Raw genomic sequence first — 26,620 nt, 5'->3', positions numbered from 1 at the left:
TTCACTATTCACTATTCACTATTCACTATTCACTATTCACTATTCACTATTCACTATTCACTATTCACTATTCACTATTCACTACTCTCGCCATTCACCCATTCACCCGCCGTGCGTCGCTGACGCTCGAATTGTCCTTGAGCTGCGACAGCAGCCGGTTCAGGTGCTTCAGGTCCCAGACTTCGAGATCGATCAGCATTTCGGTGAAATCAGGCGCGGTGCGCACCATCGACAATGTATGGATGTTGGCGTCGTTGGATGCAACGACCTGCGCAATGTCGGCCAGCGAGCCCGGCGCGTTGATGGCGGTGACCGAGACTCGCGCCGGAAACCGCTCCTTGGTGCGCTCGTCAATGTCCCAGCGCACGTCGATCCAACGTTCTGGCTGGTCGTCGAAGGCCTGCAGCGCCGGCGACTGGATCGGATAGATGGTGATGCCGGTCCCCGGCTGCACGATGCCGACGATGCGGTCGCCGGGCACGGCACCTTCCGGCGCGAAGCGCACCGGCAGGTCGCCGCGCACGCCGCGGATCGGCACGGCGCCGTCCCTTGGCTGGTCCTTGTCCTTGCGTGCGGCGCGGCCCGGAATCTGGAAAAGCATGCCGGCGGCGTTGCGGATCTTCGACCAGCCCTCCTCGCGCTGCTTGGGCGCCGCCAGCGTGATGCGCTCGTCCTTGTAGTCGGGAAACACCGCCTTGATGACATCGGTAGAGGCAAGTTCGCCGCGACCGACAGAGGCCAGCACATCCTCGATGTCCTTGCGTGCCAGCCGATGCAGCACCGATTTCAAGCTTTCCTTGGTAAAAATTTTGCCTGACCGTTCGAAAGCACGTTCCAGTATGCGGATGCCGAGACCCGAATACTGCTTGCGGATGGCGTTCTTGGTGGCGCGGCGGATCGCCGAGCGCGCCTTGCCGGTGACGACGACCGATTCCCATGCCGCCGGCGGCACCTGCGCCTTGGAGCGGATGATCTCGACCTCGTCGCCATTCTTCAGTTCGGTCATCAGCGGCATGATGCGGCCGTTGACCTTGGCGCCGACGCAGGTGTCACCGACATCGGTGTGCACGGCGTAGGCGAAATCGATCGGCGTCGCGCCGCGCGGCAGCGCGATCAGCATGCCCTTGGGCGTGAAGCAGAAAACCTGGTCCTGGAACAACTCGAGCTTGGTGTTTTCGAGGAAGTCCTCGGGATTGTCGCCTTCGGCAAGCTGCTCGATGGTGCGCCGCAGCCAGGCATAGGCGTTGGTCTCCTTCGAGATCGCATGGGCAGTGCCGTTCACCTTGCCGCCGCTGTCCTTGTAGATCGAATGCGCGGCAACGCCATATTCGGCGATCTTGTTCATCTGATAGGTGCGGATCTGCAGCTCGACGCGCTGCCGCGACGGTCCGACGATGGTGGTGTGGATCGAACGGTAGTCGTTCTGCTTCGGCGTCGAGATGTAGTCCTTGAAGCGGCCGGGCACCATCGACCACGTGGTGTGGATGGCGCCGAGCGCCCGGTAGCAGTCCTCGACGGTATCGACGACGACGCGAAAGCCGAAAATGTCGGACAGCTGCTCGAAGGACAGCGCCTTGGCCTCCATCTTGCGGAACACCGACCACGGCTTCTTCTGGCGGCTCTTGACCTCGGCCTTGATCGCATATTTGTCGAACAGCGTGGACAGCGCCTTCTCGATCTCGGACAGCACATCCTTGTTGCGCTCGAAGATTTCGGCGAGCCGCGCGGTGACGGCGCGGTAGGCTTCGGGATTGATGAAGCGAAAGGCGATCTCCTCGAGCTCCTCGCGCATGCCTTGCATGCCCATGCGCCCGGCCAGCGGCGCATAGATATCCATCGTTTCCTCGGCGATGCGCAGGCGCTTGGCTTCGGGGACATGGTCGAGGGTGCGCATGTTATGCAAGCGGTCGGCAAGCTTGACCAGAAGCACGCGAACGTCTTCTGATATCGCCAGCAACAGCTTGCGCAGGTTTTCCGCCTGCTCGGCCTTCTTGGAGACGAGGTCGAGTTTCTTCAGCTTGGTCAGGCCTTCGACCAGTTTGCCCATTTCCGGACCGAACAGCTCGTCGATCTCGGCCCTGGTCGCCGTGGTGTCCTCGATGGTGTCGTGCAGCAAGGCAACCGCGATGGTCGCCTCATCCATGTGCATTTCGGTGAGGATGGCGGCGACTTCGAGTGGATGCGAGAAATAGGGATCGCCGGAGGCGCGCTTCTGGTGACCATGCTTCTGCATGGCGTAGACATAGGCCTTGTTGAGCAGCGCCTCGTTGACGTCAGGCTTGTAGCGCTGGACGCGCTCGACAAGCTCATACTGACGCATCATGGGCGGGATCTCGCAGTGCTGAAATGAATCATGCGCCGCACTGGCGTACGGCGCATGTCATAGATAACCACGAAACCGCCGGCGCGAAAGTGTCGGCGGCCGGTGGGAAGATCAATAATCGTCGCTTTTTTCCGGCGGCACCAGACCTTCGATGCCGGCCAGGAGGTCTTCCTCGGTCATACGGTCGAAGGTGATGTTGTCCTCGGTGTCGTCGGCGTCAGTTGCCGCAGCGGCGGTACCGGTCTGGTCGGCGATCGCCTCGCCGTCGGCTTCCGGCTCATCGACCTCGACATGCTTCTGCAGCGAGTGGATCAGGTCTTCCTTGAGGTCGTCGGGCGACAATGTCTCCTCCGCGATCTCGCGCAGCGCGATGACCGGATTCTTGTCGTTGTCACGAGGAACGGTGATCTGCGCGCCCTGGCTGATCTGACGGGCGCGGTGGCCGGCCAGAAGCACGAGTTCGAAGCGGTTGTTGACCTTGTCGATGCAATCTTCAACGGTTACGCGGGCCATGAGCTGCCCCTTTCATGCCTGGATTTGATGGAAAACAGGCGCGGTCCATAACCCGAACGCCGCCAAAATACAAGCTTTTTGGCAGTGCCGGACAATGCCGGGCCTGGGGCCTGGGGCCGGGGTCTGGCCAAGGCCAGTCTGGGCGCGCGCCGCCTGCGACATGCGGCACCGATCACAATTGCTTGCTATGCAGCATCATACCCTTGGATTGCCGTAAAACCGGCGTTATCTCGAATGACGAAGGTCAGCCGGTTATTTCAAGCTGACCGATAGTCACGCGCATTTAGACGACCGCATATTTTCGAAAAGGAATATTTCCATGTTCGACCCTCGTGAAAAAATCGCCCTTTTCATCGACGGTGCCAATCTTTACGCCACGTCGCGCGCGCTCGGCTTCGACATCGACTACCGCAGGCTTTTGTCGAACTTCCAGAAGCGCGGCTACCTGCTGCGTGCCTACTACTACACCGCGCTGGTCGAGGACCAGGAATATTCCTCGATCCGGCCGCTGATCGATTGGCTCGACTATAACGGCTTCAAGGTGGTGACCAAGCCGGCCAAGGAGTTCACCGACTCGACCGGCCGCCGCAAGATCAAGGGCAATATGGACATCGAGCTGACCGTCGATGCGCTGGAACTCGCCGATGTCGTCGACCACTATGTCATCTTTTCCGGCGACGGCGATTTCCGCACGCTGGTCGAGGCGCTGCAGCGGCGCGGGCGCAAGGTCTCGATCGTCTCGACCATGGCTTCGCAGCCGCCGATGATTTCCGACGATCTGCGCCGCCAGGCCGATCATTTCATCGACCTGATTACCTTGAAGAGCGATGTCGGCCGCGATCCGTCAGAGCGGCCGGTGCGCCGGCCCGAACCGGCCGAAGTCGACGAGGACGAGTATTGACGGCGGCGGTCTTGACCGCTCCCCTGGTCGCGTCCTCCGAGCCCGACCGCGATTGCCCGCTCTGCCCGCGGCTGCATGATTTTATCGCGCAATGGCGGCAGCGCGAGCCGTCCTGGTTCAATGCACCAGTGCCGACCTTTCTGCCACCCGAGGGCGAGGATGCGGTGGGGCTGCTGATCGTCGGACTGGCGCCGGGCCTGCGCGGCGCAAACCGCACCGGACGCCCCTTCACCGGCGATTTTGCCGGCGACCTGCTCTACAACACGCTGATCGCACACGGCTTTGCCCGTGGCCAATTCAAGGCGCGGCCCGATGACGGGCTGGAGCTTGTCGGCACGGCGATTACCAATGCGGTGCGCTGCGTGCCGCCGGACAACAAGCCGGCCGGCGCCGAGATTGCCACCTGCCGGACGTTCCTGGTGCCGACGATCGCGCGGTTCAAGAACCTGCGCGCCGTGCTGGCGCTGGGCTCGATCGCGCACCAATCGACCGTGCGGGCGCTCGGCCAGCGTGTCGCCGCTTACCCGTTCAAGCATGGCGGGCAGCAGCAAACCAATGGCGTGACGCTGTTTTCCAGCTATCATTGCTCGCGCTACAACACCAACACCGGCGTGCTGACGGAAGCAATGTTCGTCAACGTCTTCAGGGAGATAGCGGCGTTTCTGGAGAGATAGATTCGGGCGGTGGCGCAAACAGCTCGGCCAATTTCTCCGGCCCGCCCTGAAGCACATTCAGATCGACGTCGCCGGTGATGCCGTCGACGCGACCGCTGTCGTGGTACTGCCAATAGATCCAGTCGTCATGATCTGGCTGCAGCGCCAGCGAACGAACCCAGCGCCGGCGGCCGACAATCTGGCCGGCATAGGCCCGTGCCGCGTCGTCGGTCACATAGAGGATCGCCGTCTTGCCGAAGGCTGCCTCGACAGGGCCGAGGAAAGCCGAGAGTTCAACGCTCAATTCTTCGGGCGATGGCCGCCGCGGGCAATTGCCGACGAATTCGATATCCACCACCGGCGGCAGCAGCGTCTGATCGCGCGGCACGACGGAGATGAAATTCTTCGCCTGATCGGCGCCAGGCCTGCAGAAGGTGAAGAAATGATAGGCGCCGACCGCCAGACCAGCCGCACGCGCCTCGCGCAGATTGGCGGCGAAGGCATCGTCGACATGGTCGCCGCCTTCAGTTGCCTTGATGATGGCGAAGGCGACATCGTCGGCGGCAACACGCCGCCAGTCGATCTGTCGCTGATGATGCGAAACGTCGATGCCCCTGACCGGATATTTGCCGCGGTCCGGAGAAAACGGTCGGGAGTAAAAATAGCCGGCGGCCGTGACAAGGCACGCCAGGATCAGGCTGGCCGCACCCCAAAAGACAATCCGGTTCCTCATCCGGTTCTTCAAAAGAGTGGCTCCGGGCCTACCCACGCTCCTTCAGCAGCCGGCCCTTTTCGCGCGACCAGTCGCGCTGCTTTTCGGTCTCGCGCTTGTCGTGCAGTTTCTTGCCACGGCCGACGGCGAGCACAAGCTTCGCCCGGCCCTTTTCATTGAAATAGATTTTTAGCGGCACCAGGGTCATGCCTTCGCGATCGACACTCTGCGACAGCTTGGCCATCTCGCGCTTGTTGAGCAGGAGTTTGCGGCGCCGGCGCGGCTCATGGTTGAAGCGGTTGGCCTGCAGATATTCCGGCAGATAGGAGTTGATCAGCCAGATCTCGCCGCCCTCGACCGAGGCGTAGCTGTCCTGGATGTTGGCCTGGCCCTGGCGTAGCGACTTCACCTCGGTGCCGGTCAGCACCAAGCCGGCCTCGATCGTGTCGAGCACCTCGTAGGAAAACCGCGCCTTGCGGTTTTCCGCAACGGTCTTGTTGTTGGGATCGGCTTTTCTGACCTGGTTCATGACGTCTATAGTCCGTTTCGAAACTCGCTCCTGCGAGTCAGATGATGGTGCCACTAGAGCGCCGCGCGTTTTTTAAACGCGCAAAGGACGCTCTAGAAGTCTGAGTTTGCGCATGGTCCTTTCCGAAAGCGAACGCTTTCGGGGCCATGCGCGAACCGGAGCGGAGCGTACATATAGTACGTGAGCACCGGAAGCGCAGGTGACGCCTTCAGTTGGCCGCAGGAGTAGAGTTTCCAAACGGGCTCGCTAATTAATCAAGCCGGCGTGCTTCATGGCCGCATCGATCTTCTCGGCGGTCGACTGCTCGACGGTGACCAGCGGCGAACGCAACACATTCTCGACCTTGCCGAGCTTCGACAGCGCATATTTTGCGCCGGACACGCCGGGTTCCAGGAAAATCGCCTTGTGCAGCGGCAGCAGGCGGTCCTGCAAGTCCAGCGCCTTGGCGTTGTCGCCGGAAAGCGTCGCCTCCTGGAATTCGGCGCACAGCCGCGGCGCGACATTCGCCGTCACCGAGATGCAGCCGACGCCGCCATGGGCGTTGAAACCGAGTGCCGAGGCGTCCTCGCCGGAAAGCTGGATGAAATCTTTGCCACAGGTGGCACGCTGCTCGGAAACCCGCTCGACCTTGCCGGTGGCGTCCTTGACGCCGACGATGTTCTTGAAGTCATGCACCAGCTGGCCCATCGTCTCGGGCATCATGTCGATCACCGAGCGCGGCGGAATGTTGTAGATGATGATCGGCAGGCTGGTCGCTTTGGCGACGGCAGCGAAATGCGCATAGAGGCCGCGCTGCGTCGGCCGGTTGTAGTAGGGCGTGACGACGAGTGCCGCGTCGGCGCCCGCCTTCTCGGCATATTGCACCAGGCCAACCGCCTCCTCGGTGTTGTTGGAGCCGGCGCCGGCGACGACCGGAACGCGGCCCTTTGCCACCTCGACGCACACTTTGACGACGTGGCGGTGCTCGTCATGCGACAGCGTCGGCGACTCGCCGGTGGTGCCGACCGGAACCACGCCGGTCGTGCCTTCAGCGATCTGCCAGGCGATGAAGGCGCGAAACGCTTTCTCGTCGAAACGGCCGCTCTTTTCGAACGGTGTTACGAGCGCGGTTAGCGAGCCTCTCAGCATGTCGTCCAACTCCTTGGGACTGGCGCACGAGCCCGAAAATCGGAGCCGATTCCACGGAAAGATCATGCGCCAAATTTAAAGTGCCACAGCGTCCTTTGCGCATCCGAGATGACGCGCGGTGCTGCAGGTGTTTTGTCGTGCGCGCCTTCTAGCCGAAAGCGAAGCGGCGCACCATAGTCTCGACATTGTTGCGCGGCAAGCATGACAAGAATGCCAGCAAGCGCAATTTGAACGACTTCGATAGCCCCGTTTACAGGCTCTTCACCACAGCCAACTAGGCTTCAGTTGATCTGTGCCTGTTGGTGATTGTGCAAGACAGGAAATGATGAAGACGATGCCGACCCGGCAGCCTCATTTTTTCGCGCTGCTTGGCGCAATTCTCCTGTTGACGCCGACCCTTGTGGCCGCCGGCAAGGTCGATGCACAGGTCACGTCGACCATTCCGAAGCCAAACCTGCTGGATACCGGCCTGCAGGGTCCGGAATCCCCTCCCGCCAGCGTCGCCAGGTTGAAGAGCGGCCTCGATGCGCTGGCGGCAAACGACATTGCCGGTGCGCGCCAGGTGCGCGACGCCCTGCCGGTCGATTCGCTCGACCAGCACATCCTTGCCTGGGCCATCGCGTTCTATGGCGGCGACAAGGTGCCAAGCGGCGACATCGCCGATGCTGCGAAAATGCTGCCGAACTGGCCGGGCATGATCGCCTTGCGCAAGAACAGCGAGCGCGCGCTCTACCGCGAGAACCCCGCGCCTGAGATCGTGGTGCAGGCTTTCGGCGGCAGCCAGCCGCAAACAGCCGAGGGCGTGGTGATTCTCGCCCGCTCCTATGTCTCGCAGGGCAACGTCGAGGCGGCGCGCTCGGTGCTGTCGCCTTTCTGGCGCACCGAAAAACTGCAAGCCAGGGACGAGGCGGCGATCATCCAGGAATTCGGCACGCTGATTCCCGCATCAGACCACCGTTTCCGCATGGAGCGCATGTTTTATGCCGACCGGGTCAGTTCGGCGCTGCGCGTCGCCGGCCTTGCGGGCGCCCGGCAACTGGCCGACGCCTGGGCCGCGGCGGACAAGGGCGACAAGAATGGGGGCGACAAGAACGCGGCCAGGCTGCTGATGGCGGTGCCCGCCGCGCAGCGTTCGGCCGGCTATCTCTTCGCCCAAGCCCAATATCTGCGCAAGCAGCAGAAGTTTTCCGACGCCGCCGCAATGGTGATGAAGGCGCCGAGCGACCGCAGCGCTCTGATCGACCCGGATGCCTGGTGGGCCGAGCGCCGGGTGCTTTCGCGCGAACTGGTCGACCAGGGCGACATGAAGACCGCCTACAGGATAGTCGCCGCACACGCCGGCGAAACTGCTGCCAACGCGGCCGATGCGGAGTTTCATGCCGGCTGGTACGCGCTGCGCGGCCTCAACGATCCCACCACCGCTGCCAAGCATTTTGAGCGGATCGCCGGTCTCGCCCAGGGGCCGATATCGCTGTCGCGCGCCTACTATTGGCTCGGCCGTACGGCCGAAGCCGGCGGCCCCGGCAGCGCCAGGGATTATTTTAGCCGTGCCGCCGCCTACGGCACGACGTTCTACGGCCAGCTCGCCGGTGAGCGCGTCGGCCGGCAGATCCTCAACATCGCCCATCCGCAGCCGAGCGCCAGCGATCACCGGAATTTTTCCAGCCGCGAGGCGGTCTGCGCCATCAGGCGACTGCAGCAGGCGGGCTATCAGCGCTACGCCGACACGCTTTACCGCGACCTCGCCGGACAGTTGAGCAGTCCCGGAGAGCTGGCGCTGCTGGCCGCGATGGCGGAAAAGCAGGGCAATCACTTCCTGGCGCTGAAGGTCGGCAAGATCGCCGGCGCGCGCGGCATCGATGTCGGGGCGCTGTCGCATCCGCTCGGCGCCATTCCCGAGACCGCCAACATTTCCGGCTCCGGCAAGGCGCTGGCCTATGCGATCGCCCGCCAGGAAAGCGAGTTCAACATCGGCGCCGTCTCCAGCGCCGGCGCACGTGGCCTGCTGCAGCTGATGCCGGCGACCGCCAGGCAATTGGCTGACAAGGCCGGAATGACCTTCTCGCAGGCGCGGCTGACCACCGACGCCGGCTACAACGCGACCTTGGGCGCCGCCTTCCTCGGCGAGCAGCTCGGCCGCTTCGACGGCTCCTATGTGCTGACCTTCGCCGGCTACAATGCCGGCCCCGGCCGCGCCGCCCAGTGGGTGGCCAGATACGGCGACCCGCGCGGCAAGGACATCGACGCCGTCGTCGACTGGATCGAGCGGATTCCCTATACCGAAACAAGAAGTTACGTCCAGCGCGTGATGGAGAATTACGAAGTCTACAAGATGCGTATTTCCGGCAAGTACGACATTGTCGGGGACCTGGTGAATGGGCGGAGTTGATCCGTTCGGGCGAAGGCTGGCTTGGCGAAGCACCCCCCTCTGCCCTGCCGGGCATCTCCCCCTCAAGGGGGGAGATTGGCAGTTACACTGGCGGCGCCTTCCTTATCAGCGTTGGCGATTGGCGAAAGCAAAGGGACAGCCAATCTCCCCCTTGAGGGGGAGATGTCCGGCAGGACAGAGGGGGGCGCTGTCCCACCGACATCTCGAAAATGACGCTTCGATTTGACCGTGCCCGCCCTCCCCTGTAGCAGTCGACGATCCGGCAACGGCGAGGAATCGAGTCCCAAAATGTCGATCGATTTTTCCGACTTCTTCTACGCCTCGCCGGACGGGCTTGAACTCCACGCCCGCATCTATGGCGAAGCGAATTCCGGCCACTGGCCGGTCGTCTGCCTGCCCGGCCTGACCCGCAATTGCCGCGATTTTCATGAGTTGGCGCTGCATCTGTCGCGGCGGGCGCAAACGCCGCGAAAAATCGTCGCTTTCGACTATCGCGGGCGCGGGCAATCCGCCTACGACCCCGATATCGGCCACTACAATATCGGCGTCGAAGCCGGTGACATCCTCGGCGGGTTGGCGGCGCTGGGCATCGACGAGGCTGGTTTCATCGGCACGTCACGCGGCGGGCTGATCATCCATGTGCTTGGCGTGATGCGGCCGGCAGTCCTGCGGGCTATCGTGCTCAACGATATCGGCCCGGTGCTCGAGGCCGGCGGTCTCGCCCATATCCGCTCCTATCTCGAGCGCGCGCCGAAGCCGAAAACCCACGCCGAGGCCGTCGGCGCCCAGCGCGGCGCGCATGGCAGCGACTTTCCTGCCCTGACCGAGGCGGATTGGGAGCGGATGGCAGCGGCGCTCTACCGAGATACGGGTGGAGGATTATTGCCGGATTTCGATCCGAATCTGGTCGAGACGCTGGCGGGACTCGACCTGACCCAGAAGCTGCCAGACATATGGCCGCAGTTCGAGGCACTGGCGGCAATACCCTTGCTCGCCATCCGCGGCGCCAATTCGAAGCTGCTGTCCGCCGAGACCTTCGAACAGATGCGAAACCGTCATCCTTGTGTCGAGACGATCACGGTCGAAGGCCAGGGCCATGCGCCTTTCCTCGAGACCGGCGGCCTGCCCGGCGCCATCGCCGCTTTTCTGGACAGGACCGAGCAACGCTTCGCCGGGAGCCGGTTTTTTCAACGATAATGGGTCAGGCTTGTTGATTGTGCCGGCGCTTTTCTTTATCCACCAGCGCAACGGAGAGGTGGCCGAGTGGTCGAAGGCGCTCCCCTGCTAAGGGAGTAGAGGTCAAAAGCTTCTCGTGGGTTCGAATCCCATCCTCTCCGCCATCCCGCTTCGCGCTCGCCGCTTTTCGCCATGCGGCGATTCTGCGGCAATGCCTTGGCCGGCGACTCACAGACATCGCCGCAATTGTGGCAGGCAATTGCCGGAATCGGCCGGATTGCAAGGCCTGGCCCAATGGGTCTCCAACCTGTCTCCGGCGGCGCAATGGTTAACGGGAGCTTTCCGAGTGAGGCCAAATCGTGTCATTTGTGCAACAAGGCAAGGTGATAGCGCCTGCACAGACCTTTCGCCGATGCGATGGTTGTTGAACGCCGCCGCCTCATGGGTAATGTCGGGTTCGAAGGAGCGGCGCGGTGCGCATCTTTTTCGGTAGTGGGGATGGGGCAGGGAACGCTGTCCTTCAGCAAAGAATACCCAGACCCGTTTTTTAACTTTTGACTGGAGGTCAGAAAATGAACATCAAGAGCCTTCTTCTTGGCTCCGCTGCGGCTCTGGTCGCAGTTTCCGGTGCGCGCGCCGCCGACGCCGTCGTCGTCGCCGAGCCGGAACCCGCTGAATACGTCCGCATCTGCGACGTCTACGGCGCTGGCTACTTCTACATCCCCGGCACCGAGACCTGCCTGCGCATCGGCGGCTATGTCCGCTACGACATCGGCGTCGGCGACGTCGGCTCGTTCGACGGTGCTGAGAACTTCGACGTCGAGGACGGCGACATCCAGGACACGTACTACAAGCAGGCCCGCTTTAACCTGAAGACCTGGACCGGCCAGGAAACCGAGCTCGGCACCTTGAAGACCTACACCGAGACCCGCTTCAACTTCGGCAACCGGAACCGGCACGTCAGCAGCACATACGTCCCCGGTCCCGATCCGGACGGCGCCGGTCCGCTGCCCCCGCTGCCAGGTGAGACTATCATTGTCGCTAACCCTGCCGAGAACAAAGGCATTTCGCTGAACTTCGCCTGGATCCAGCTCGGCGGCCTGCGCGTCGGTAAAGACGAATCGGCCTACGATACGTTCATCGGCTACGCCGGCAACGTCATCCAGGATACGCTGGTTCCCTACGGCGGTTTCGACACCAACGTCGTCCAGTACTACTTCGACGCCGGCAATGGCTTCTCGGCCGTGGTCTCGCTCGAACAAGGTTATGGCGACTTCACGATCGACAGCTATGTTCCGCATGTTGTCGGCGGCGTGAAGTGGACGCAGGGCTGGGGCGCCATCACCGGCGTCATTGCTTACGACGCCAACTACGAAGAAGTGGCCGGCAAGGTTCGCCTCGACGTCACCCCAATGGAGAACCTGTCGCTGTTCATCATGGCCGGCTACGGCACTGACGACAACTACGAGGATCCCGGCTTCGCAACACCCGTCGCCGGCGGCCGCGGCATGTACAAGCTGTGGAGCGGCAACTGGGCGGTCTGGGGCGGTGGCACCTACACCATCAACGAGAAGACCTCGTTCAACACCCAGATCTCGTATGACGAAGGCGAAAACCTCGGCATCGCTGCCAACATCGCCTATGACATCGTTCCGGGCCTGACGATCACGGCCGAAGTCGATTACCTGCACGCCGGCGACTTCGACGAGCCCGACTTCTCCAACTGGACCGGTGCGGACGACGAAGACAGCCTCGGCGGCATGCTCCGCTTCCAGCGCTCGTTCTAATCAGCAGCGTTTGACTGAACTCGAACCCGGCGGGCAACCGCCGGGTTTTTTTCGTGTCGGCGTGGCTGTCAAGGCCGGAATGCTTGGGGGCGCCGATACTCAGCCGACAACTGCGCAGAACGAAGTCAGCAGCGATCCTTCGCGCCCCCCTCTGTCCTGCCGGACAAGCCTCTTCCTTCTCCCTTTGTGGGAGAAGGTGGATTGGCGCGCAGCGCCAAGTCGGTTGAGGGGTGTTGGACGGAGTGCGGCCGATGCCAAGCTGGAGCACCCCTCATCCGACCGAGCTTCGCTCGGCCACCTTCTCCCACAGGGGGGAGAAGGAAGAGCCTTGTCCGGCAGGGGCGCTGCCCCTCCAGCGTCTCAAAATATTTCTGCAACGCAGGAACGAAGGAACAGGACAGGTCGGTTGGCAGTTCGCGACCCGCGCAATGCGGGCCGCCATCCCCAAGTCAAATCTCAGCAAGATCGCCCAGCGACTGTATCAGTGGCTGAATTTCGTTTTCATAATTCTTCCAGCGCTTGACCGACGATTTGTAGATCGGTTGGCGAACCTGCCAGCGGCTGGGCGTGTTGACCGAACCATCCCTGTCGAAAAAGCGCAGGCAGGCGTCATCCCAAGGCAGCCCGAGATAATCTATCAGGCGGCGCGACTGGGCTTCCTGGTCCTCAACCAGCGTTTCATAGCGATTTTCGAAGATAAGGCCTGGAAAGACCTCGTTCCAGTGCCGCATCAGGCGGTCATACTCGCGATAGTACAGGCCTAGTGTATTCAGGTCGGTGTTGTAGCTGTGTGCCTCGCTGAAGTTGAGGACGAAGCAGGAGACGCAGTTGTCGATGGCATCACGGCGGCAATGAATGATGCGTGCGTTGGGGAAGAGAAGGCCGATAAGGCCGATCAGTTCAAAATTGTGCGGCGTCTTGTCCACGACGCGAAGTGCGGCAGGCGCCCGCTCCCGCAAATAGGACAGATGCTCTTCGGCCAAGGTTCTGGACAGGTCTTCCGTGATCGAGGTGATCGGCTGGTTCAAATCACCAGCCGATGGTGTCTTGAGGCCGATCGCGTTAGCAACCCGACTCAGTTTGCTAAGCTCCCCTGCGCCATGAACGTCGGGATGGCTGGCGCAGATCTGCTCGGTGAGCGTCGTCCCCGAGCGGGGCATGCCAACCACGAACACAGGCGCTTCGGAAGGATTTCCATAGCCGGCCCTGGCAGCCAAAAAGTCCGGCGTGACGGTTTCAATCATCGAATCGACCCACCGACGATACAGATCGATATCGAACCTTTGGCCGGAGGCCTGTTTCGCCTTGTTGAAATGGTCGAATGCCTCGTCATAGCGCTTGAGGTCGTTCAGCACCTTGCCGGCGGCGTGATGGAGTTGCTGCGCGCCTTCCGAACCAAGTTTCGGATTGCCGAGCTCACGAAGGATGGATTGGAGCTCCTCGGGCTCCTCGGTGAAGTTTCGCGTCTGTACAAGGTCGTTGTAGGCAGCCGGCACGCCAATACGACGTGCGATTGCTTGCTTCAGATAGGCGGCGGCTTCATCCATACGGCCCAGGCCGCTGAGCGCGCTGGCCAGCCCGGCTCGCACCTTGGGATGATCGCGGTTGATTTTCAGCGCCTTCTCGTAAAGCGGCAGAGCCATGTCGGGCTTGTCGAACGCCGTGTAAGTGCGCCCCAATGCACAAAGTGCTTCGATAAGGCCGGGCTGCAGTTCCAGGGCGTACTGCATATGCTTGATTGCTGGCGCATACTCGCTGACCTTCACATAGGCCTCGCCCAGGCTGAGGTGGTAGTAGGGGTTTTTAGGTTCCTCGCCGACCGCCCGTGCGAAATATCGCAAGGCCCGCTCATCGTCGTAACCCAGGTATATGGTCCCCAGGATGTATAAGGCGAGCGGATGGTTTGGCGTGCGCTCCAGAACCCGAAGGCATAGGTCCTGAGCCTCGTCGAGCCGCTTGGCCTGCTGAAAGGCATATGCCTTTTTCAGCAATGCGTCGTCGGCCTGCGCACGCGATTGGGCGCTTGCTTTCTGCGGGCTCACCAAAGGCTTCACTATCGGCCCCTTCACTTTTGGCGCGGGTCCGGGCTTGATGTGCTTTGACCAGGCAGGCGGGAGTCGATTGTTCATGATATCTCGCTAGCAAAAAGAAATATCTCGCTAGCAAAAAGTGCGGGGGGAATCCAGCATGCTGGCTGCAGCCAAGGCGGGAGCTTGCGCGGCCACCTGTGCCGCGCTAGCAAGAAGGCACTTTTCGAGCGAGCTTTTGCCATGCGCCAGCGCCCTCCCCTCACGCCGATCGTCAGCGCGCTTCCTTCGACGGTGCCGTTTGTCGGCCCGGAGGCGCAGGAGCGGGATCGCGGCCGCGCCTTTCGCGCCCGCATCGGCGCCAATGAGAGCAGTTTTGGCCCCTCGCCGCGCGTCATCGCCCGCATGGCCGGCATCGCCCGCGACATGTGGATGTATTGTGATCCAGACAATCACGATTTGAAGCTGGCTGTTGCCGCGCATCTTGGCGTTGGCGTCGAAAACGTGGTGGTCGGCGAAGGCATAGACGGGTTGCTCAGCCTGGTGGCGCGCATGTATGTGGCGCCGGGCGACGCGGTGGTCACCTCGCTCGGCGCCTATCCGACCTTCAATTTCCATATTGCCGGCGTCGGCGGCCGGCTGGTCGCGGTCCCCTACGAGAACGACCGGGAAAGCCTCGACGGCCTGTTGGCTGCGGTCACCAGGGACAAAGCGCCGCTGCTCTACCTGTCCAACCCGGACAATCCGATGGGCAGCTGGTGGGAGGCGGCGGAGCTCATCCGCTTCATCGAAGCCCTGCCGGAGACCACCATGCTGGTGCTCGACGAGGCCTATGGCGAATTGGGCCCTGCCTCGGCGCTGCCGCCGATCGACGTGTCACGGCCGAACGTCATCCGCATGCGCACCTTCTCGAAAGCCTACGGGCTGGCCGGCATACGCTGCGGCTATGCGGTGGCCGACGCCCAGGTGATCCGCGATTTCGAGAAAATCCGCAACCACTACGGCGTCAGCCGCATGGCGCAGATCGCCGGCGTCGAGGCGCTGGCCGACCAGGACTATCTGCAAAGCGTGGTGACGCGGGTCGCTGCCGGCCGCCGGCGCATCGCTGAAATAGCCGAAGCGAACGGGCTGAAGCCGCTGCCCTCGGCGACCAATTTCGTCACCATGGACTGCGGCGGCGACGGCGCCTTCGCGCTGAAGGTGCTGCAGGCGCTTTTGTCGCGCGATGTGTTCATCCGCAAGCCGATGGTGCCGGTGCTCGACCGTTGTATCAGGGTCAGCGTCGGCCTCGACCACGAGCTCGACATTTTTGCCGAGGAATTGCCGGGTGCGCTGGCGGCAGCACGGGGAAGCTGAAAGGCCGAACAGGCGCGGCTCTTCCTTCTCCCCTTGTGGGAGAAGGGAAGACCCTGCGCTCTTGAATTAATTGAACGTTCGTTTTATTCCTACCCTCTCAACGAGGCTTGCATGGCGCGCACGACCGGTTCCGACGGCGAAAAGACCGAAGCAGCGGTCCGCGAGGCGGCGGTCAGCCTGATCGCGCGTCTTGGCTATGAGGCGATGTCGATGCGCCAGCTGGCCGCCGAGGTCGGCGTCCAGGCGGCGGCGCTCTACCGCTATTTTCCGACCAAGCAAGACCTGTTGTTCACGCTGATGCGCGAGCACATGGAAGGGCTGATCGAGGCGTGGGACGCGGCGCGCCCGGCCGCGGCCGATCCGGCGACACGGCTCGCCGCCTATGTCGAAAACCACATCGCCTTCCATGTCGAGCGTCGCCATTCCACCCATGTCTCGAACATGGAATTGCGCAGCCTGTCGCATGACCGCCTGACGCAGATCCTGCGTATGCGCACCGCCTATGAGAAGGAGCTGCGCGTCATCTTGCGCGACGGCGCGGAAGCCAGCGTCTTCGACGTCGAAGACACAGGGCTGACAGCCATGGCGCTGATCCAGATGATGACCGGCGTCATCGTCTGGTTCCGGCCGGGCGAGCGGCTATCGATCTCGGAGGTAACCGCCACATATCTTTCAATGACGATGCGCCTGGTTGGAAGCAAAGGCCCATGGCGCGACAACGACCTGCAGCGCCGCAGCCGGCGAGCAAAGGACGCTGTAGCACTTTGATTTTGCGCCCTTCCCGAAATCGAATTCGATTTCGGGGCCGTGCGCCGGGAGAAACGGCATGTACACGCACACACTCAACTTCGGGCTTGACGAAGACATCGAAGCGCTGCGCGACCTGGTGCGGCGTTTCGCCCAGGACAAGATCGCCCCGATCGCCGCCGAGATCGACCGCTCGAATGAATTTCCGGCGCATCTGTGGGCCGAGCTCGGTGGGCTCGGCCTGCTCGGCATCACCGCCGATCCGGAATTCGGCGGCACCGGCATGGGCTATCTCGCCCATGTCGTGGCGATGGAGGAGATTTCGCGCGCCTCGGCCTCGGTCGGCCTCTCCTACGGCGCCCATTCCAACCTCTGCGTCAACCAGATCAATCGCTGGGCAACACCGGCGCAGAAGGAAAAATATATGCCTGCGCTGTGCAGCGGCGAAAAGGTCGGCGCGCTGGCAATGTCGGAATCCGGCGCCGGCTCCGACGTCGTGTCGCTCAAACTGCGCGCCGAAAAGCGCAATGATTGCTATGTGCTCAACGGCACCAAGATGTGGATCACCAACGGCCCGGACGCCGAGACGCTGGTCGTCTACGCCAAGACCGATCCAGAACTCCAGTCGCGCGGCATCACCGCCTTCATCGTCGAAAAGGATTTCGCCGGATTTTCCGTCGCGCAAAAGCTCGACAAGCTCGGCATGCGCGGCTCCAACACCGGCGAACTGGTTTTTTCGGATGTCGAAGTGCCGTTCGACAATGTGCTGCATGAAGAAGGGCGCGGCGTCGAGGTGCTGATGTCGGGCCTCGACTACGAGCGCACGGTGCTCGCCGGCGGCCCGCTCGGGCTGATGGCGGCGTGCCTCGATGTGGCGGTCCCCTATGTGCACGAACGCAAGCAGTTCGGTCAGCCGATCGGCGAGTTCCAGCTGGTGCAGGGCAAGCTCGCCGACATGTATACGACGATGAACGCCGCGCGCGCCTATGTCTATGCCGTCGCCGCCGCCTGCGACCGCGGCCAGACGAGCCGCAAGGACGCCGCAGCCTGCGTGCTGTTCGCTGCCGAAAAGGCGACGCAGATGGCGCTCGACGCCATCCAGCTGCTGGGCGGCAATGGCTACATCAACGACTATCCGACCGGCCGGCTTTTGCGCGACGCCAAGCTCTACGAGATCGGCGCCGGCACCAGCGAGATCCGCCGCTGGCTGATCGGGCGGGAAATCATGGCGGAAGGAGTCTGATGGCACTATTTCCTGAATTTGCCATGCTGGACAATTTGCCCCATATTTCTCCTGAGATGTCATATTTCCGGACCGAGGCAGAACATGGCGAACGGAACCGAAAAGGTTGGGTTTGACGAGAACCCGCCGACACAATTCGAGGCAGGAGCTCAAAAAACTCCGCTCCGGATGCCAGCGAAACGCGAGCGCGTCAGACTTGGCGAGGGCGGACGCTTCGTTATCCCGGCTGCGATGCGCGAGGAAATCGGCGTGAAGCCTGGTGAAGACTTGATCCTTCATGTCGAGAACGGCGAGTTGCGGGTAAGGTCGTGGCTTCGGAATCTGCGGCGCGTCCAGGCCGAATTGTCAGCGTTGAAAAAGCCCGGCGAAAGTGTCGTCGACGAATTTCTGAAGGAGCGGCGGGAAGAACAGCGTCGAAGCGATAGACGTTTGGACCGGCTTCATGCCGAAGGAACGGCGAGGAAGGGAGCGAAGTGAAAGCTTACGTCATGGACAGCTCGGCAGCGCTTGCGATCCTGCTTGACGAGAAAGGCACCGATGTTGCCTTGGGTTTCGCGCCGGATGCGCAATTCAGCTCCGTCAATGCGGCCGAAATTATCGCCAAGCTGATCGACAGGGGACGCAGCATGGAAGAGGCCGCTGACGACCTCGCCAGTCTCGGCATGCCGGTCGCTGCTTTCGACGAGATGATGGGCATCGCCGCCGGTCAGCTTCGCGAGCTGACGCGGCATCGCGACTTGTCGCTGGGCGATCGGGCCTGCCTGGCCCTGGCAATTCGCGAGAACGCCATAGCCGTCACCGCCGACCGCGGCTGGGGCGACCTGGATATCGGCTGCAAGATCGAACTGATCCGGTAACGCCAATGGCCCCCCTCACCTCGCAGATCTCGCCAGCCTCCGACACCTTCCGCGCCAATGCCGAGCGCATGCGGGCGCTGGTCGCCGACATTGCGCAAAAGGCGGCAACCGTCGAGCGTGGCGGCTCGGAGGAAGCGCGTGAGCGCCACCAGAGCCGCGGCAAGCTTTTGCCGCGCGAGCGCCTCGCCCAATTGCTCGACACCGGCTCGCCATTCCTCGAGATCGGCCAGTTCGCCGCGTGGTCGATGTATGGTGAGGACATCGCATCGGCCAGCATCATTACCGGCATCGGCCGCGTCGAAGGCACCGAAGTGATGGTCGTCGTCAACGACGCCACGGTGAAGGGCGGCACCTATTATCCGCTGACGGTGAAGAAGCATCTGCGCGCCCAGGAGATCGCGGCGCAGAACAGATTGCCTTGCGTCTATCTGGTCGACAGCGGTGGCGCCAACCTGCCCAACCAGGACGAGGTGTTTCCCGACCGCGACCATTTCGGCCGCATCTTCTACAACCAGGCCAACATGTCGGCTTCAGGCATTCCGCAGATCGCCTGCGTCATGGGTTCGTGCACGGCGGGCGGCGCCTATGTGCCGGCGATGTCGGACGAGACGATTATGGTGCGCAACCAGGCGACCATCTTCCTCGGCGGTCCGCCGCTGGTGAAGGCCGCTACCGGCGAGGACGTCAGCGCGGAGGAATTGGGCGGCGCCGAGGTCCACACGCGGCTTTCCGGCGTGGCCGATCATTTTGCGCTGGACGACGAGCATGCGCTGGCGATCGCGCGCCGCATCGTCAAGAACCTCAATCGAAAGAAGCAGATCGGGCTGGCGCTACGCGATCCGATTGCGCCGCTTTATGCAGCCGAAGAACTCTACGGCATCGTGCCGACCGATCTGCGCCAGCCCTATGACGTGCGTGAAGTGATCGCCCGCATCGTCGACGGCTCCGAATTCGACGAGTTCAAGCAGAACTATGGCACCACGCTGGTCACCGGCTTTGCCCATCTCAACGGCATGCCGGTCGGCATCATCGCCAACAACGGCGTGCTGTTTTCCGAAAGTGCGCTGAAGGGCGCGCATTTCATCGAGTTGTGCTGCCAGCGCAAGATTCCGCTGATCTTCCTGCAGAACATCACCGGCTTCATGGTCGGGCGAAAATACGAGGCCGGCGGCATCGCCAAGGACGGCGCCAAGCTGGTGATGGCGGTCGCCACGGCCCGCGTGCCGAAGGTCACCATGATCATCGGCGGCTCGTTCGGCGCCGGCAATTACGGCATGTGCGGACGCGCCTATTCGCCACGCTTCCTGTGGATGTGGCCGAATGCCCGCATTTCGGTGATGGGCGGCGAGCAGGCGGCCACCGTGCTGGCCGTGGTCAAGCGCGAGGGGATCGAACGCAAGGGCGGGGAATGGAGCGCGGAGGAGGAGGCAAAATTCAAGAAGCCGATCCTGATGAAATACGAGCATGAAGGCCACCCGCTGTATTCCTCCGCCCGGCTCTGGGACGACGGCATCATCGATCCGGCCAAGACGCGCGAGGTGCTGGCGCTCAGCCTGTCCGCAGCGCTGAACGCCGGGATCGAGGAGACAAGCTTCGGCGTGTTCAGGATGTGACCGATGAGCGAGATCGAGGCAAGGATTCGCGTTCATGTCGGCGACATCACCAGGCTGGCGGTCGACGCCATCGTCAACGCCGCCAACACCTCACTTCTGGGTGGCGGGGGCGTCGACGGCGCCATCCACCGTGCGGCCGGCCCCGAACTTCTGGCCGAATGCCAATCCCTCAATGGCTGCAAGGTCGGCGACGCAAAACTCACCAAGGGCTACAGGCTGCCGGCACGCTATGTCATCCACACGGTCGGGCCGGTCTGGCAAGGCGGCGGCAAGGGCGAAGCCGAGTTGTTGGCCTCCTGCTACCGCCGGTCACTCGAACTCGCCGCCGGCAAGGATTGCAGGACGGTGGCATTTCCGGCGATCTCGACCGGTGTATACCGGTATCCAAAGGACCAGGCGACGCAGATCGCCGTTGGCACGGTGAGCGCCTTTGTCAGCCACAATGCGGTTCCTGAAACCGTCATCTTCTGCTGCTTCGACCAACAGACGGCGGACCTATACCAACAGGCGTTGCTGCGCAATGGCGGGAGCGCGACCGGCTCAGGTAAGAAAATCCATTCATAGTTTTCAGACTTATTTTCATTCCCCGATCTGGCCAGACGAAAGAATCGCGGCTATTGCTCATCGCAAATACCAATGGGGATTGGGCGAAGATGAGACAGCAGCTTTTTCAGAAAACAACTGTATCTGTACTTGCGGGATTGCTTATATTAGCAGCGCCCGGCATTGGAGCGGCGGAATCGTGGCGGGAAGCAAGGGCGACAGACGTTTCGCCGTCCATTTTCCGGCAGGTTCGACTGGAGATTGCCCGAAGGCCTACAAGGCCTATGTCGCGGCGAGCGGTCATTCGGCCTATGCGACGACGTTCCAATCGCGCGTGACCGACCTCTACATCATCTGCGGCTCCAAACTCAACGCACCCTCGCAACAGGCCGCGGAAGAGAGTGCGTTGCGCAATTGCCAGGCCGGCTTGACGAGATGGAAGGTCAAGACCGCGGCCGGCGGCTGCGGGATCGCTGCCTCCAAGTAGGCAGGCTGGCTTACCGATCCTTTGACAATGGCCGGACTGCAAAGCAGGGTGTTGCCACAGCCCGCGTGAAGGAGCATTCGCGCCGTTGGCGGCAAGCTCTGGCTTTGGAGGTCCCATGTTCGCCAAAATCCTGATCGCCAACCGCGGCGAGATCGCTTGCCGGGTGATCCGCACCGCGCGCAGGATGGGCGTGCGCACGGTCGCCGTCTATTCCGACGCCGACGCTGGCGCCTTGCATGTCGAGATGGCCGACGAAGCGGTGCATATCGGACCCTCGCCGGTCGGCGAAAGTTATCTGCGCGGCGACAAGATCGTCGCGGCGGCTTTGGCCACCGGCGCCGAAGCCATCCATCCCGGCTACGGTTTTCTGTCGGAAAACCCTGATTTCGTCGATCAGGTGACAGCGGCCGGGCTCGTCTTCATCGGCCCGTCGGCCGCCTCGATCCGCGCCATGGGGCTGAAGGACGCGGCCAAGCGGCTGATGGAGAAGGCCGGCGTGCCGGTTGTGCCGGGCTATCACGGCGAGGCGCAGGAGATCGTGCTGCTCGCCTCCAAGGCACGCGAGATCGGCTATCCCGTGCTGATCAAGGCGCGCGCCGGCGGCGGCGGCAAGGGCATGCGGCGCGTCGAACATCCCGACGACTTTTCCGAGGCGCTGTCGGGTGCGCGGCGCGAGGCCAAGGCCGCGTTCGGCGACGACCGCGTGCTGGTCGAGAAATATGTCGACAAGCCGCGCCACATCGAGGTTCAGGTTTTCGGCGATAGCTTCGGCAATGTCGTGCATCTCTACGAGCGCGACTGCTCGGCGCAGCGGCGCCATCAGAAGGTGATCGAGGAAGCCCCCGCCCCCGGGATGACGCCGCCATTGCGCAAGGCAATGACGGAGGCGGCGGTAAAGGCCGCCAAGGCAATCGACTATTCCGGCGCCGGCACGATCGAGTTCATCGTCGACGCCTCGCAAGGGCTGAAGGCCGACCGCTTCTGGTTCATGGAAATGAACACCCGCCTGCAGGTCGAGCACCCCGTCACCGAAATGGTCACCGGCACCGATCTGGTCGAATGGCAGTTGCGGGTGGCGTCCGGCGAAAAGCTGCCGAAGACGCAGAGCGAGATTGCGCTCTCCGGACATGCCTTCGAGGCGCGCATCTATGCCGAAGACGCGGCAAAGGGTTTTTTGCCGGCGACGGGCACGCTGCATCACCTGAAATTTCCGGATACAGCGCCCGAGGGCGCCAGCATGCGGATCGAGACCGGCGTGCGGACCGGCGATGCCATCTCGCCGTTCTACGACCCGATGATCGCCAAGCTCGTCGTCCATGGCAAGAACAGGCAGGCGGCGCTCGAAGCACTGGGCATTTCCCTTTCGCAAACCGAGATCGCCGGCTCGACCGTCAACACCGCCTTTCTCGCGGCTCTCGCCGCTGACGCGGGTTTTTCGGCAGGTGACGTCGACACCGGGCTGATCGGCAGGCACCAGCAAGCGCTGACCGCAGTGCCGCCGCCGAGCAGCGAGATCGTCGCCGCGGCCGCACTTGCAGCGTCCGGCGCCGGGGCTCAGGCGCCGACCCGCGACCCGTGGTCGTCGCTTGCCGGCTATGCGCATTTCCACGCGATGGCGCGGCGCACGCGGCTTCGCTACGGCGAGGACGATATCCTGGCGCTTGTATCGATGCGGCCGGACGGGCGCTTCCAGGTGGCACTGGACGCACCTTATGACAGCGCGCTTGATCTTCGCGCTGCCCCTCGCCTCGCCCGCTGGCCAGGCCATGTCACTGTCTTTTCAGGCGCCGTCGGCTACAGCTTCGCGGTGCCGGACCCGTTGGCAAGGGCCGACGAAATCGCCGCCGGTGCCGACAGCCTGCGCGCGCCGATGCCAGGACTGGTCAAGCTGGTGCACGCGGCAAAAGGCGAAACCGTCATCAAGGGCCAGCCGCTGTTGATCCTGGAAGCGATGAAGATGGAGCACACGATTTCCGCCACGCATGACGGGACGATCGCCGAGATCGCAACAGAGGGCGCACAGGTCACCGATGGGACGGTGCTGGTGCGTTTTGCCGAGGAAGCCCACGGCTGACGCTGTTCATCCAAGGAGAGGCGACGACGGAAGACGCGCGCCGCAAACGCATGACCAAATGAAAATGGCCGGATCTGCCCCGGCCATCTCCGATTGTCGCCAGGCGCTAAAGCGCGTCGCACGCGACGCGCTTTAGTTCTTGTTTTTGTGCATGTCGTTTCCGCAAAACCGCTGCGCACTTTTGCGCGACATGCAATGGCGATTAAGGCTGGATCGGCGCGTATTTGCCGTCGTGCCACTGGTTGATGTCGTAGCTGACGTTCTTGAGGTCGCCCTTTTCATCGAAAGTGACAGGGCCGACGACGGTGCTGATCGGCTGGCCATTCTTCAGCGCTTCGGCAACCTTGGCCGGGTCGTCGCTGCCGGCGCGCTTGATGCCCTCGGCAAAGGCCTGGATCACGGCATAGGAGAACAGCGTAAAGCCCTCGGGCACGAAGCCGCCCGCCTTGATCTTTTCGATGGCCTGCTTGGCTTCGGGCTTCGCCTGCGGATCCGACGGGAAGACGAACATGGTGCCTTCGCCGGCCGGGCCGGCAACCTGCCAGAATTCCGGCGTGGCAATCGAGTCCGGCATGATCAGCTGGAACTTGAAGTCCTGTTCCGCCGACTGGCGCAGGATGAGGCCGGCCTCTGGGTGGTAGCCGCCGAAATAGACCACATCAGCCTTCAGTTCCTTGAGCTTGGTGACAAGCGCCGAATAGTCCTTTTCGCCGGCGTTGATGCCCTCATAGAGGATCTCGTTGAGGCCGTTCTGGTTCATCGTCGCCTTGACGGCATCGGCCACGCCCTGCCCATAGGCGCTCTTGTCATGCATGATGACGACCTTCTTGCCGGCGTATTTCTTGGCGATCCATGGACCGATGAAGGCGCCCTGCGCATCATCGCGCGTATAAAGGCGCATGATCGTCGGCCAGCCGGATTTCGCCGCCGCGTCCGTCAGCTCCGGGTTCGACGAAGCCGGACTCATCATCATCGCACCGGCTTCGGCATAGACGGCCGAGGCCGGGATGCTCGAGCCCGAGCAGGCATGGCCATCGATGAACTTGACGCCGTTGGCGACGATGCGGTTTGCGACCGAAACCGCCTGCTTCGGATCGCACTGGTCATCCTGGACGTCGAGCTTGATCTGGCGGCCGTCGACGCCGCCGGCGGCGTTGATCGCGTCGGCGGCGGCTTGCGCGCCCTGCTTGAACTGGTCGCCGATGGTGGCAAGCTGTCCGGTCATCGGTCCGACCACCGAAAAGGTGATGTCTTCGGCGAAGGCCGGCGCGCTCATCACCAGGCCGACAATGGCCGCGCTCAAAATACCCAACTTTTTCATGGCGATACAACTCCTCCACTCGCGCGCGGCCGCTCCGACCGCGCCTCTTCCAGATTAGGTGGGAGAATTTCACCGTTCGCCAAGCCTGTCTTGGCGCATCGGCGGCACTCGATTGGGCCTGCCGGCTTTCTGTTTGACCATGATCTTTTCCAAAAACCGGTTTCCACTTTTTGGGATCATGGTCCCGAAAACGCGAAAAGCCGCGCCTGCCTTGTTCCGGCCGGTCGCGGCTTTTGTCGATCGAACAATCCCGAACGCTCTCACGCGCCCCGAAACCGCTCGCCTTCCCTGTCCGTCGCGCAGCTTGGCTGTATCCGGCCTGCGGCGTTCTTGTCATGGTTGGTCCGGCTGTCTTGCGCGGCCTTGTTCTTGCCGGTCCGGCCGTCTTCGCGCGGCCTTGAAGCGTCCCTGTCGGTGATCTCAGTGTCTGATGAGCTCCGGACCTGATGAGCTCAGGTGAGACTTAGTGCATCGTCATCCATTCGCGGGCTTCGCGCAGCGCCCTGGCGATCTCGACTTTCGACATGGCGGCCGACAATTCCGAGCGCAGTTCCGCGGCGCGCACCGAGCCCTTGATCGCAGCGATGTTGAACCATTTGTGGGCGGCGACGACATCGGTCTCGCAATCGCGGCCGGTCGCATACATCATGCCCAGTTCGAAAAGAATGTCGGCCTGGGCAGTTGCCCCCATGGCGCCGAAGCCGGCTTCAGGCATTTCAAAACGTGCCATTTCAATCCCCTGTTCTAGCCCCTGTCAGGCTCCCGAGAGCTGCCTCGTTCTGTCCCTTGGAAACCCTTGGGGCGGCCGCTCTTTCGATGCTTTCGAGAATGAACCGAAGGCTTGAATCCGTCGTTAAACGGCGTGCTTAATTTGAGGAAAACAAAGCTAAAACAAGAGGTAAACGTGGAAATTCATTAACGATGCAAAGCCAGCAATTGCGCCGGTTTGGACTAAAATTGATGAAAATTTGCGAGGCGCAAATCAAGACTCCGCTAACCACGGAAGACAAAGCCAGCATGCCCGGTGTTTCATTTCTCGCCGACCAGACCGCTTCAGGCGGCCGGGAAAAATCCCGAAGTCTTCCGCAGCGGCACCGCTTTTGTTTTGCCGGGAGGTGGATTAGCTTACGTTTGCGTAAGAGGCAGACTGGCGGGGCGGAACGTTCGTCCGGATGCCCACAGGGAGGAGAAACATGTTTCGCAAAATCAGCATGGCCCTCGCGGCCACATTGATCATGGCCGGCACCGCTTGGGCCGACCCGATCGAAGGCAACTGGAAAACGCAAGCCGGTTCGACCGCCGCCATCACGGGCGGTGGCGACGCATTTTCCATCACGCTCAAATCCGGCAGGTTTGCCGGCAAGCGCATCGGTTCGTTCAAGGTGTCCGGCGCCAACAAATATACGGGGACGATAACCGACCCTGAGACCGACAAGACCTATTCGGGCAAGGCCTCGGTCTCAGGCGCTTCGCTCAAGATGAGCGGCTGCGTGCTCGGCGGGCTGATCTGCAGGAGCCAGACCTGGCACAAGCTCTGATCGTTTCGACTGCACCACAATGAAAGCGGGGCCGCAAAGGCCCCGTTTTTGTTCGCGCCTCTGTGTTTGCGAACTCCGATCGATCGCGCAGGCTGCGCCTTCTGCGCCCTAACAGTCCAAATTTGAACCGCAGATGAACGCCGGCATCAGAACCGGTTCAGTTGCATCAGGGCATTCTCATGCGTGTCGAAGGAGACACCACGCCATGTTCGCCCGCCGCTTCACCATCGTCTGCCTGCTGATGAGCCTGTTCGGCATGTCGTTCGCCATCCTCGTTGCCGAGGGGCGCTCGGCCCGCAACTGGGACCAGGCAAATTCCTGCCGGTTCGGTTGCGTGAACCATTTTCGCCCCTGAACCGACAAAGACTTCGAGAGGAGAAAAGCAAAGCCATGAACCGCATCGTCGCCAACGTCCTGAAAACCCTTCGGGTCCTGCCACGGGCGGCGCTCATCCTGACGGTTCTTGCGGCCCCGGTTCTGGCCGTGCCGACGATGCGCGCCGATGCCGGCTCGACAATCGAAGCGCCGGCGCTGAAGAAGACCGGCGTCGGCTTTGTGCTGCTGATCAGCCTGCGGCGCGGCTAGGCAATCGGCCTTCATCGAAACCATGCAAAATAAAAAACGATCCTTCGGCCCCCTCCCAACCGCATGGCCAAGCCTCTATATTGGGTCATGGAAAAGCGAATCTATCCCCAAGCCATAG

Annotated in this window: 25 protein-coding genes and 1 tRNA gene; 18 read left to right on the top strand and 8 right to left on the bottom strand. The window is 62.3% G+C overall.

Annotated elements, in window-relative coordinates; all coding sequences use genetic code 11:
* Nucleotides 1–94: 94 nt before the first annotated feature.
* Together AC0L28_RS10910 and rpoZ are read right to left on the bottom strand one after the other, a co-directional pair.
* Complete coding sequence (locus AC0L28_RS10910) at nucleotides 95–2,323, bottom strand: RelA/SpoT family protein (protein ID WP_023800771.1); 2,229 nt, start codon at nucleotides 2,321–2,323, stop codon at nucleotides 95–97.
* Between the two features lie 111 nt (nucleotides 2,324–2,434).
* Nucleotides 2,435–2,836, bottom strand: coding sequence for a DNA-directed RNA polymerase subunit omega (gene rpoZ, locus AC0L28_RS10905; RefSeq protein WP_023800772.1), 402 nt, complete (start codon nucleotides 2,834–2,836; stop codon nucleotides 2,435–2,437).
* A 319-nt stretch (nucleotides 2,837–3,155) separates the two neighbouring features.
* On the opposite strand from rpoZ, the gene AC0L28_RS10900 reads away from it, so the two are divergent.
* Nucleotides 3,156–3,737 (top strand): LabA-like NYN domain-containing protein, encoded by a 582-nt coding sequence (locus AC0L28_RS10900; RefSeq protein WP_023800773.1) that lies wholly within the window; start codon nucleotides 3,156–3,158, stop codon nucleotides 3,735–3,737.
* Nucleotides 3,734–4,411, top strand: coding sequence for a uracil-DNA glycosylase (locus tag AC0L28_RS10895; RefSeq protein ID WP_473477328.1), 678 nt, complete (start codon nucleotides 3,734–3,736; stop codon nucleotides 4,409–4,411). The genes AC0L28_RS10900 and AC0L28_RS10895 overlap by 4 nt, the downstream gene beginning before the upstream one ends.
* Here the strand turns inward: AC0L28_RS10895 and AC0L28_RS10890 are convergent.
* From AC0L28_RS10890 to dapA, 3 genes are all read right to left on the bottom strand, one after another.
* Nucleotides 4,380–5,123, bottom strand: a complete 744-nt coding sequence (locus tag AC0L28_RS10890) for a glycoside hydrolase family 25 protein (protein ID WP_473477326.1) — start codon at nucleotides 5,121–5,123, stop codon at nucleotides 4,380–4,382. The two genes, AC0L28_RS10895 and AC0L28_RS10890, sit on opposite strands and share 32 nt — an antisense overlap.
* A gap of 28 nt (nucleotides 5,124–5,151) precedes the next feature.
* A complete protein-coding gene (gene smpB / locus AC0L28_RS10885) occupies nucleotides 5,152–5,631 on the bottom strand; it encodes an SsrA-binding protein SmpB (RefSeq protein ID WP_023800776.1) in 480 nt (159 codons plus the stop codon).
* A 246-nt stretch (nucleotides 5,632–5,877) separates the two neighbouring features.
* Nucleotides 5,878–6,759 (bottom strand): 4-hydroxy-tetrahydrodipicolinate synthase, encoded by an 882-nt coding sequence (gene dapA / locus AC0L28_RS10880; protein ID WP_023800777.1) that lies wholly within the window; start codon nucleotides 6,757–6,759, stop codon nucleotides 5,878–5,880.
* Nucleotides 6,760–7,093: 334 nt separating this feature from the next.
* Between dapA and AC0L28_RS10875 the strand changes: the two genes are divergently transcribed.
* From AC0L28_RS10875 to AC0L28_RS10860, 4 genes are all read left to right on the top strand, one after another.
* Nucleotides 7,094–9,148: a lytic transglycosylase domain-containing protein gene (locus AC0L28_RS10875; RefSeq protein ID WP_473477500.1), complete on the top strand. Its 2,055-nt coding sequence runs from the start codon at nucleotides 7,094–7,096 to the stop codon at nucleotides 9,146–9,148.
* A 288-nt stretch (nucleotides 9,149–9,436) separates the two neighbouring features.
* The gene (locus AC0L28_RS10870) at nucleotides 9,437–10,345 is read left to right on the top strand and encodes an alpha/beta fold hydrolase (RefSeq protein WP_473477324.1); all 909 of its coding nucleotides are present in this window, start codon (nucleotides 9,437–9,439) and stop codon (nucleotides 10,343–10,345) included.
* Nucleotides 10,346–10,397: 52 nt separating this feature from the next.
* Nucleotides 10,398–10,488 (top strand) — tRNA-Ser (locus AC0L28_RS10865).
* Nucleotides 10,489–10,896: 408 nt separating this feature from the next.
* Complete coding sequence (locus AC0L28_RS10860) at nucleotides 10,897–12,111, top strand: porin (protein ID WP_128168083.1); 1,215 nt, start codon at nucleotides 10,897–10,899, stop codon at nucleotides 12,109–12,111.
* A 449-nt stretch (nucleotides 12,112–12,560) separates the two neighbouring features.
* Here the strand turns inward: AC0L28_RS10860 and AC0L28_RS10855 are convergent, their stop codons facing one another.
* Nucleotides 12,561–14,240 (bottom strand): tetratricopeptide repeat-containing sulfotransferase family protein, encoded by a 1,680-nt coding sequence (locus AC0L28_RS10855; protein WP_473477322.1) that lies wholly within the window; start codon nucleotides 14,238–14,240, stop codon nucleotides 12,561–12,563.
* Nucleotides 14,241–14,381: 141 nt separating this feature from the next.
* On the opposite strand from AC0L28_RS10855, the gene AC0L28_RS10850 reads away from it, so the two are divergent.
* The 9 genes from AC0L28_RS10850 (at nucleotide 14,382) to AC0L28_RS10810 (ending at nucleotide 23,058) form a co-directional block, all read left to right on the top strand.
* Nucleotides 14,382–15,494 carry a pyridoxal phosphate-dependent aminotransferase gene (locus AC0L28_RS10850; RefSeq protein WP_473477320.1) on the top strand — a complete coding sequence of 371 codons (1,113 nt, stop codon included), beginning with the start codon at nucleotides 14,382–14,384 and terminating at the stop codon, nucleotides 15,492–15,494.
* Nucleotides 15,495–15,605: 111 nt separating this feature from the next.
* A complete protein-coding gene (locus tag AC0L28_RS10845; RefSeq protein ID WP_473477318.1) occupies nucleotides 15,606–16,262 on the top strand; it encodes a TetR/AcrR family transcriptional regulator in 657 nt (218 codons plus the stop codon).
* Nucleotides 16,263–16,320: 58 nt separating this feature from the next.
* Complete coding sequence (locus tag AC0L28_RS10840) at nucleotides 16,321–17,484, top strand: isovaleryl-CoA dehydrogenase (RefSeq protein WP_128184645.1); 1,164 nt, start codon at nucleotides 16,321–16,323, stop codon at nucleotides 17,482–17,484.
* Nucleotides 17,485–17,568: 84 nt separating this feature from the next.
* Nucleotides 17,569–17,961: an AbrB/MazE/SpoVT family DNA-binding domain-containing protein gene (locus tag AC0L28_RS10835; protein ID WP_473477315.1), complete on the top strand. Its 393-nt coding sequence runs from the start codon at nucleotides 17,569–17,571 to the stop codon at nucleotides 17,959–17,961.
* Nucleotides 17,958–18,341: a type II toxin-antitoxin system VapC family toxin gene (locus AC0L28_RS10830; RefSeq protein ID WP_473477313.1), complete on the top strand. Its 384-nt coding sequence runs from the start codon at nucleotides 17,958–17,960 to the stop codon at nucleotides 18,339–18,341. Before AC0L28_RS10835 ends, AC0L28_RS10830 begins: the two co-directional genes overlap by 4 nt.
* A 5-nt stretch (nucleotides 18,342–18,346) precedes the next feature.
* A complete protein-coding gene (locus AC0L28_RS10825; protein WP_473477311.1) occupies nucleotides 18,347–19,954 on the top strand; it encodes a carboxyl transferase domain-containing protein in 1,608 nt (535 codons plus the stop codon).
* Between the two features lie 3 nt (nucleotides 19,955–19,957).
* Complete coding sequence (locus AC0L28_RS10820) at nucleotides 19,958–20,518, top strand: O-acetyl-ADP-ribose deacetylase (protein ID WP_287341839.1); 561 nt, start codon at nucleotides 19,958–19,960, stop codon at nucleotides 20,516–20,518.
* A gap of 178 nt (nucleotides 20,519–20,696) precedes the next feature.
* On the top strand, nucleotides 20,697–20,984 hold the full coding sequence (locus tag AC0L28_RS10815; protein ID WP_353812978.1) for a hypothetical protein: 288 nt from the start codon (nucleotides 20,697–20,699) through the stop codon (nucleotides 20,982–20,984).
* A gap of 115 nt (nucleotides 20,985–21,099) precedes the next feature.
* Complete coding sequence (locus AC0L28_RS10810) at nucleotides 21,100–23,058, top strand: acetyl/propionyl/methylcrotonyl-CoA carboxylase subunit alpha (RefSeq protein ID WP_473477308.1); 1,959 nt, start codon at nucleotides 21,100–21,102, stop codon at nucleotides 23,056–23,058.
* A gap of 202 nt (nucleotides 23,059–23,260) precedes the next feature.
* Here AC0L28_RS10810 and AC0L28_RS10805 read toward each other — a convergent pair whose 3' ends face one another.
* The gene (locus AC0L28_RS10805) at nucleotides 23,261–24,379 is read right to left on the bottom strand and encodes an ABC transporter substrate-binding protein (RefSeq protein WP_128172686.1); all 1,119 of its coding nucleotides are present in this window, start codon (nucleotides 24,377–24,379) and stop codon (nucleotides 23,261–23,263) included.
* 463 nt (nucleotides 24,380–24,842) lie between these two features.
* Complete coding sequence (locus AC0L28_RS10800; protein WP_027152750.1) at nucleotides 24,843–25,109, bottom strand: SEL1-like repeat protein; 267 nt, start codon at nucleotides 25,107–25,109, stop codon at nucleotides 24,843–24,845.
* Between the two features lie 463 nt (nucleotides 25,110–25,572).
* Between AC0L28_RS10800 and AC0L28_RS10795 the strand changes: the two genes are divergently transcribed.
* The 3 genes from AC0L28_RS10795 to AC0L28_RS10785 all read left to right on the top strand — a co-directional run bounded on the left by AC0L28_RS10795 (nucleotide 25,573) and on the right by AC0L28_RS10785 (nucleotide 26,502).
* Complete coding sequence (locus AC0L28_RS10795; protein WP_473477304.1) at nucleotides 25,573–25,917, top strand: DUF2147 domain-containing protein; 345 nt, start codon at nucleotides 25,573–25,575, stop codon at nucleotides 25,915–25,917.
* A 205-nt stretch (nucleotides 25,918–26,122) separates the two neighbouring features.
* Nucleotides 26,123–26,272 (top strand): hypothetical protein, encoded by a 150-nt coding sequence (locus tag AC0L28_RS10790; protein ID WP_287258542.1) that lies wholly within the window; start codon nucleotides 26,123–26,125, stop codon nucleotides 26,270–26,272.
* Nucleotides 26,273–26,307: 35 nt separating this feature from the next.
* Nucleotides 26,308–26,502, top strand: coding sequence for a hypothetical protein (locus tag AC0L28_RS10785; protein WP_128168071.1), 195 nt, complete (start codon nucleotides 26,308–26,310; stop codon nucleotides 26,500–26,502).
* Nucleotides 26,503–26,620: the final 118 nt, after the last annotated feature.

The organism is Mesorhizobium sp. WSM4847, assembly GCF_055811335.1.
This window is presented reverse-complemented; position numbering and strand designations above follow the sequence as displayed.

What these genes read in the sequence shown, in the direction of transcription:
- smpB (WP_023800776.1), bottom strand. Translation starts at nt 5,631, where the DNA reads ATGAACCAGGTCAGAAAAGCCGATCCCAACAACAAGACCGTTGCGGAA.
- AC0L28_RS10840 (WP_128184645.1), top strand. Translation starts at nt 16,321, where the DNA reads ATGTACACGCACACACTCAACTTCGGGCTTGACGAAGACATCGAAGCG.
- AC0L28_RS10850 (WP_473477320.1), top strand. Translation starts at nt 14,382, where the DNA reads ATGCGCCAGCGCCCTCCCCTCACGCCGATCGTCAGCGCGCTTCCTTCG.
- AC0L28_RS10870 (WP_473477324.1), top strand. Translation starts at nt 9,437, where the DNA reads ATGTCGATCGATTTTTCCGACTTCTTCTACGCCTCGCCGGACGGGCTT.
- AC0L28_RS10800 (WP_027152750.1), bottom strand. Translation starts at nt 25,109, where the DNA reads ATGGCACGTTTTGAAATGCCTGAAGCCGGCTTCGGCGCCATGGGGGCA.
- AC0L28_RS10860 (WP_128168083.1), top strand. Translation starts at nt 10,897, where the DNA reads ATGAACATCAAGAGCCTTCTTCTTGGCTCCGCTGCGGCTCTGGTCGCA.
- AC0L28_RS10790 (WP_287258542.1), top strand. Translation starts at nt 26,123, where the DNA reads ATGTTCGCCCGCCGCTTCACCATCGTCTGCCTGCTGATGAGCCTGTTC.
- AC0L28_RS10910 (WP_023800771.1), bottom strand. Translation starts at nt 2,323, where the DNA reads ATGATGCGTCAGTATGAGCTTGTCGAGCGCGTCCAGCGCTACAAGCCT.
- AC0L28_RS10795 (WP_473477304.1), top strand. Translation starts at nt 25,573, where the DNA reads ATGTTTCGCAAAATCAGCATGGCCCTCGCGGCCACATTGATCATGGCC.
- AC0L28_RS10825 (WP_473477311.1), top strand. Translation starts at nt 18,347, where the DNA reads ATGGCCCCCCTCACCTCGCAGATCTCGCCAGCCTCCGACACCTTCCGC.
- AC0L28_RS10810 (WP_473477308.1), top strand. Translation starts at nt 21,100, where the DNA reads ATGTTCGCCAAAATCCTGATCGCCAACCGCGGCGAGATCGCTTGCCGG.
- AC0L28_RS10900 (WP_023800773.1), top strand. Translation starts at nt 3,156, where the DNA reads ATGTTCGACCCTCGTGAAAAAATCGCCCTTTTCATCGACGGTGCCAAT.
- AC0L28_RS10820 (WP_287341839.1), top strand. Translation starts at nt 19,958, where the DNA reads ATGAGCGAGATCGAGGCAAGGATTCGCGTTCATGTCGGCGACATCACC.
- AC0L28_RS10890 (WP_473477326.1), bottom strand. Translation starts at nt 5,123, where the DNA reads ATGAGGAACCGGATTGTCTTTTGGGGTGCGGCCAGCCTGATCCTGGCG.
- AC0L28_RS10845 (WP_473477318.1), top strand. Translation starts at nt 15,606, where the DNA reads ATGGCGCGCACGACCGGTTCCGACGGCGAAAAGACCGAAGCAGCGGTC.
- dapA (WP_023800777.1), bottom strand. Translation starts at nt 6,759, where the DNA reads ATGCTGAGAGGCTCGCTAACCGCGCTCGTAACACCGTTCGAAAAGAGC.
- rpoZ (WP_023800772.1), bottom strand. Translation starts at nt 2,836, where the DNA reads ATGGCCCGCGTAACCGTTGAAGATTGCATCGACAAGGTCAACAACCGC.
- AC0L28_RS10805 (WP_128172686.1), bottom strand. Translation starts at nt 24,379, where the DNA reads ATGAAAAAGTTGGGTATTTTGAGCGCGGCCATTGTCGGCCTGGTGATG.
- AC0L28_RS10855 (WP_473477322.1), bottom strand. Translation starts at nt 14,240, where the DNA reads ATGAACAATCGACTCCCGCCTGCCTGGTCAAAGCACATCAAGCCCGGA.
- AC0L28_RS10835 (WP_473477315.1), top strand. Translation starts at nt 17,569, where the DNA reads ATGGCGAACGGAACCGAAAAGGTTGGGTTTGACGAGAACCCGCCGACA.
- AC0L28_RS10785 (WP_128168071.1), top strand. Translation starts at nt 26,308, where the DNA reads ATGAACCGCATCGTCGCCAACGTCCTGAAAACCCTTCGGGTCCTGCCA.
- AC0L28_RS10875 (WP_473477500.1), top strand. Translation starts at nt 7,094, where the DNA reads ATGCCGACCCGGCAGCCTCATTTTTTCGCGCTGCTTGGCGCAATTCTC.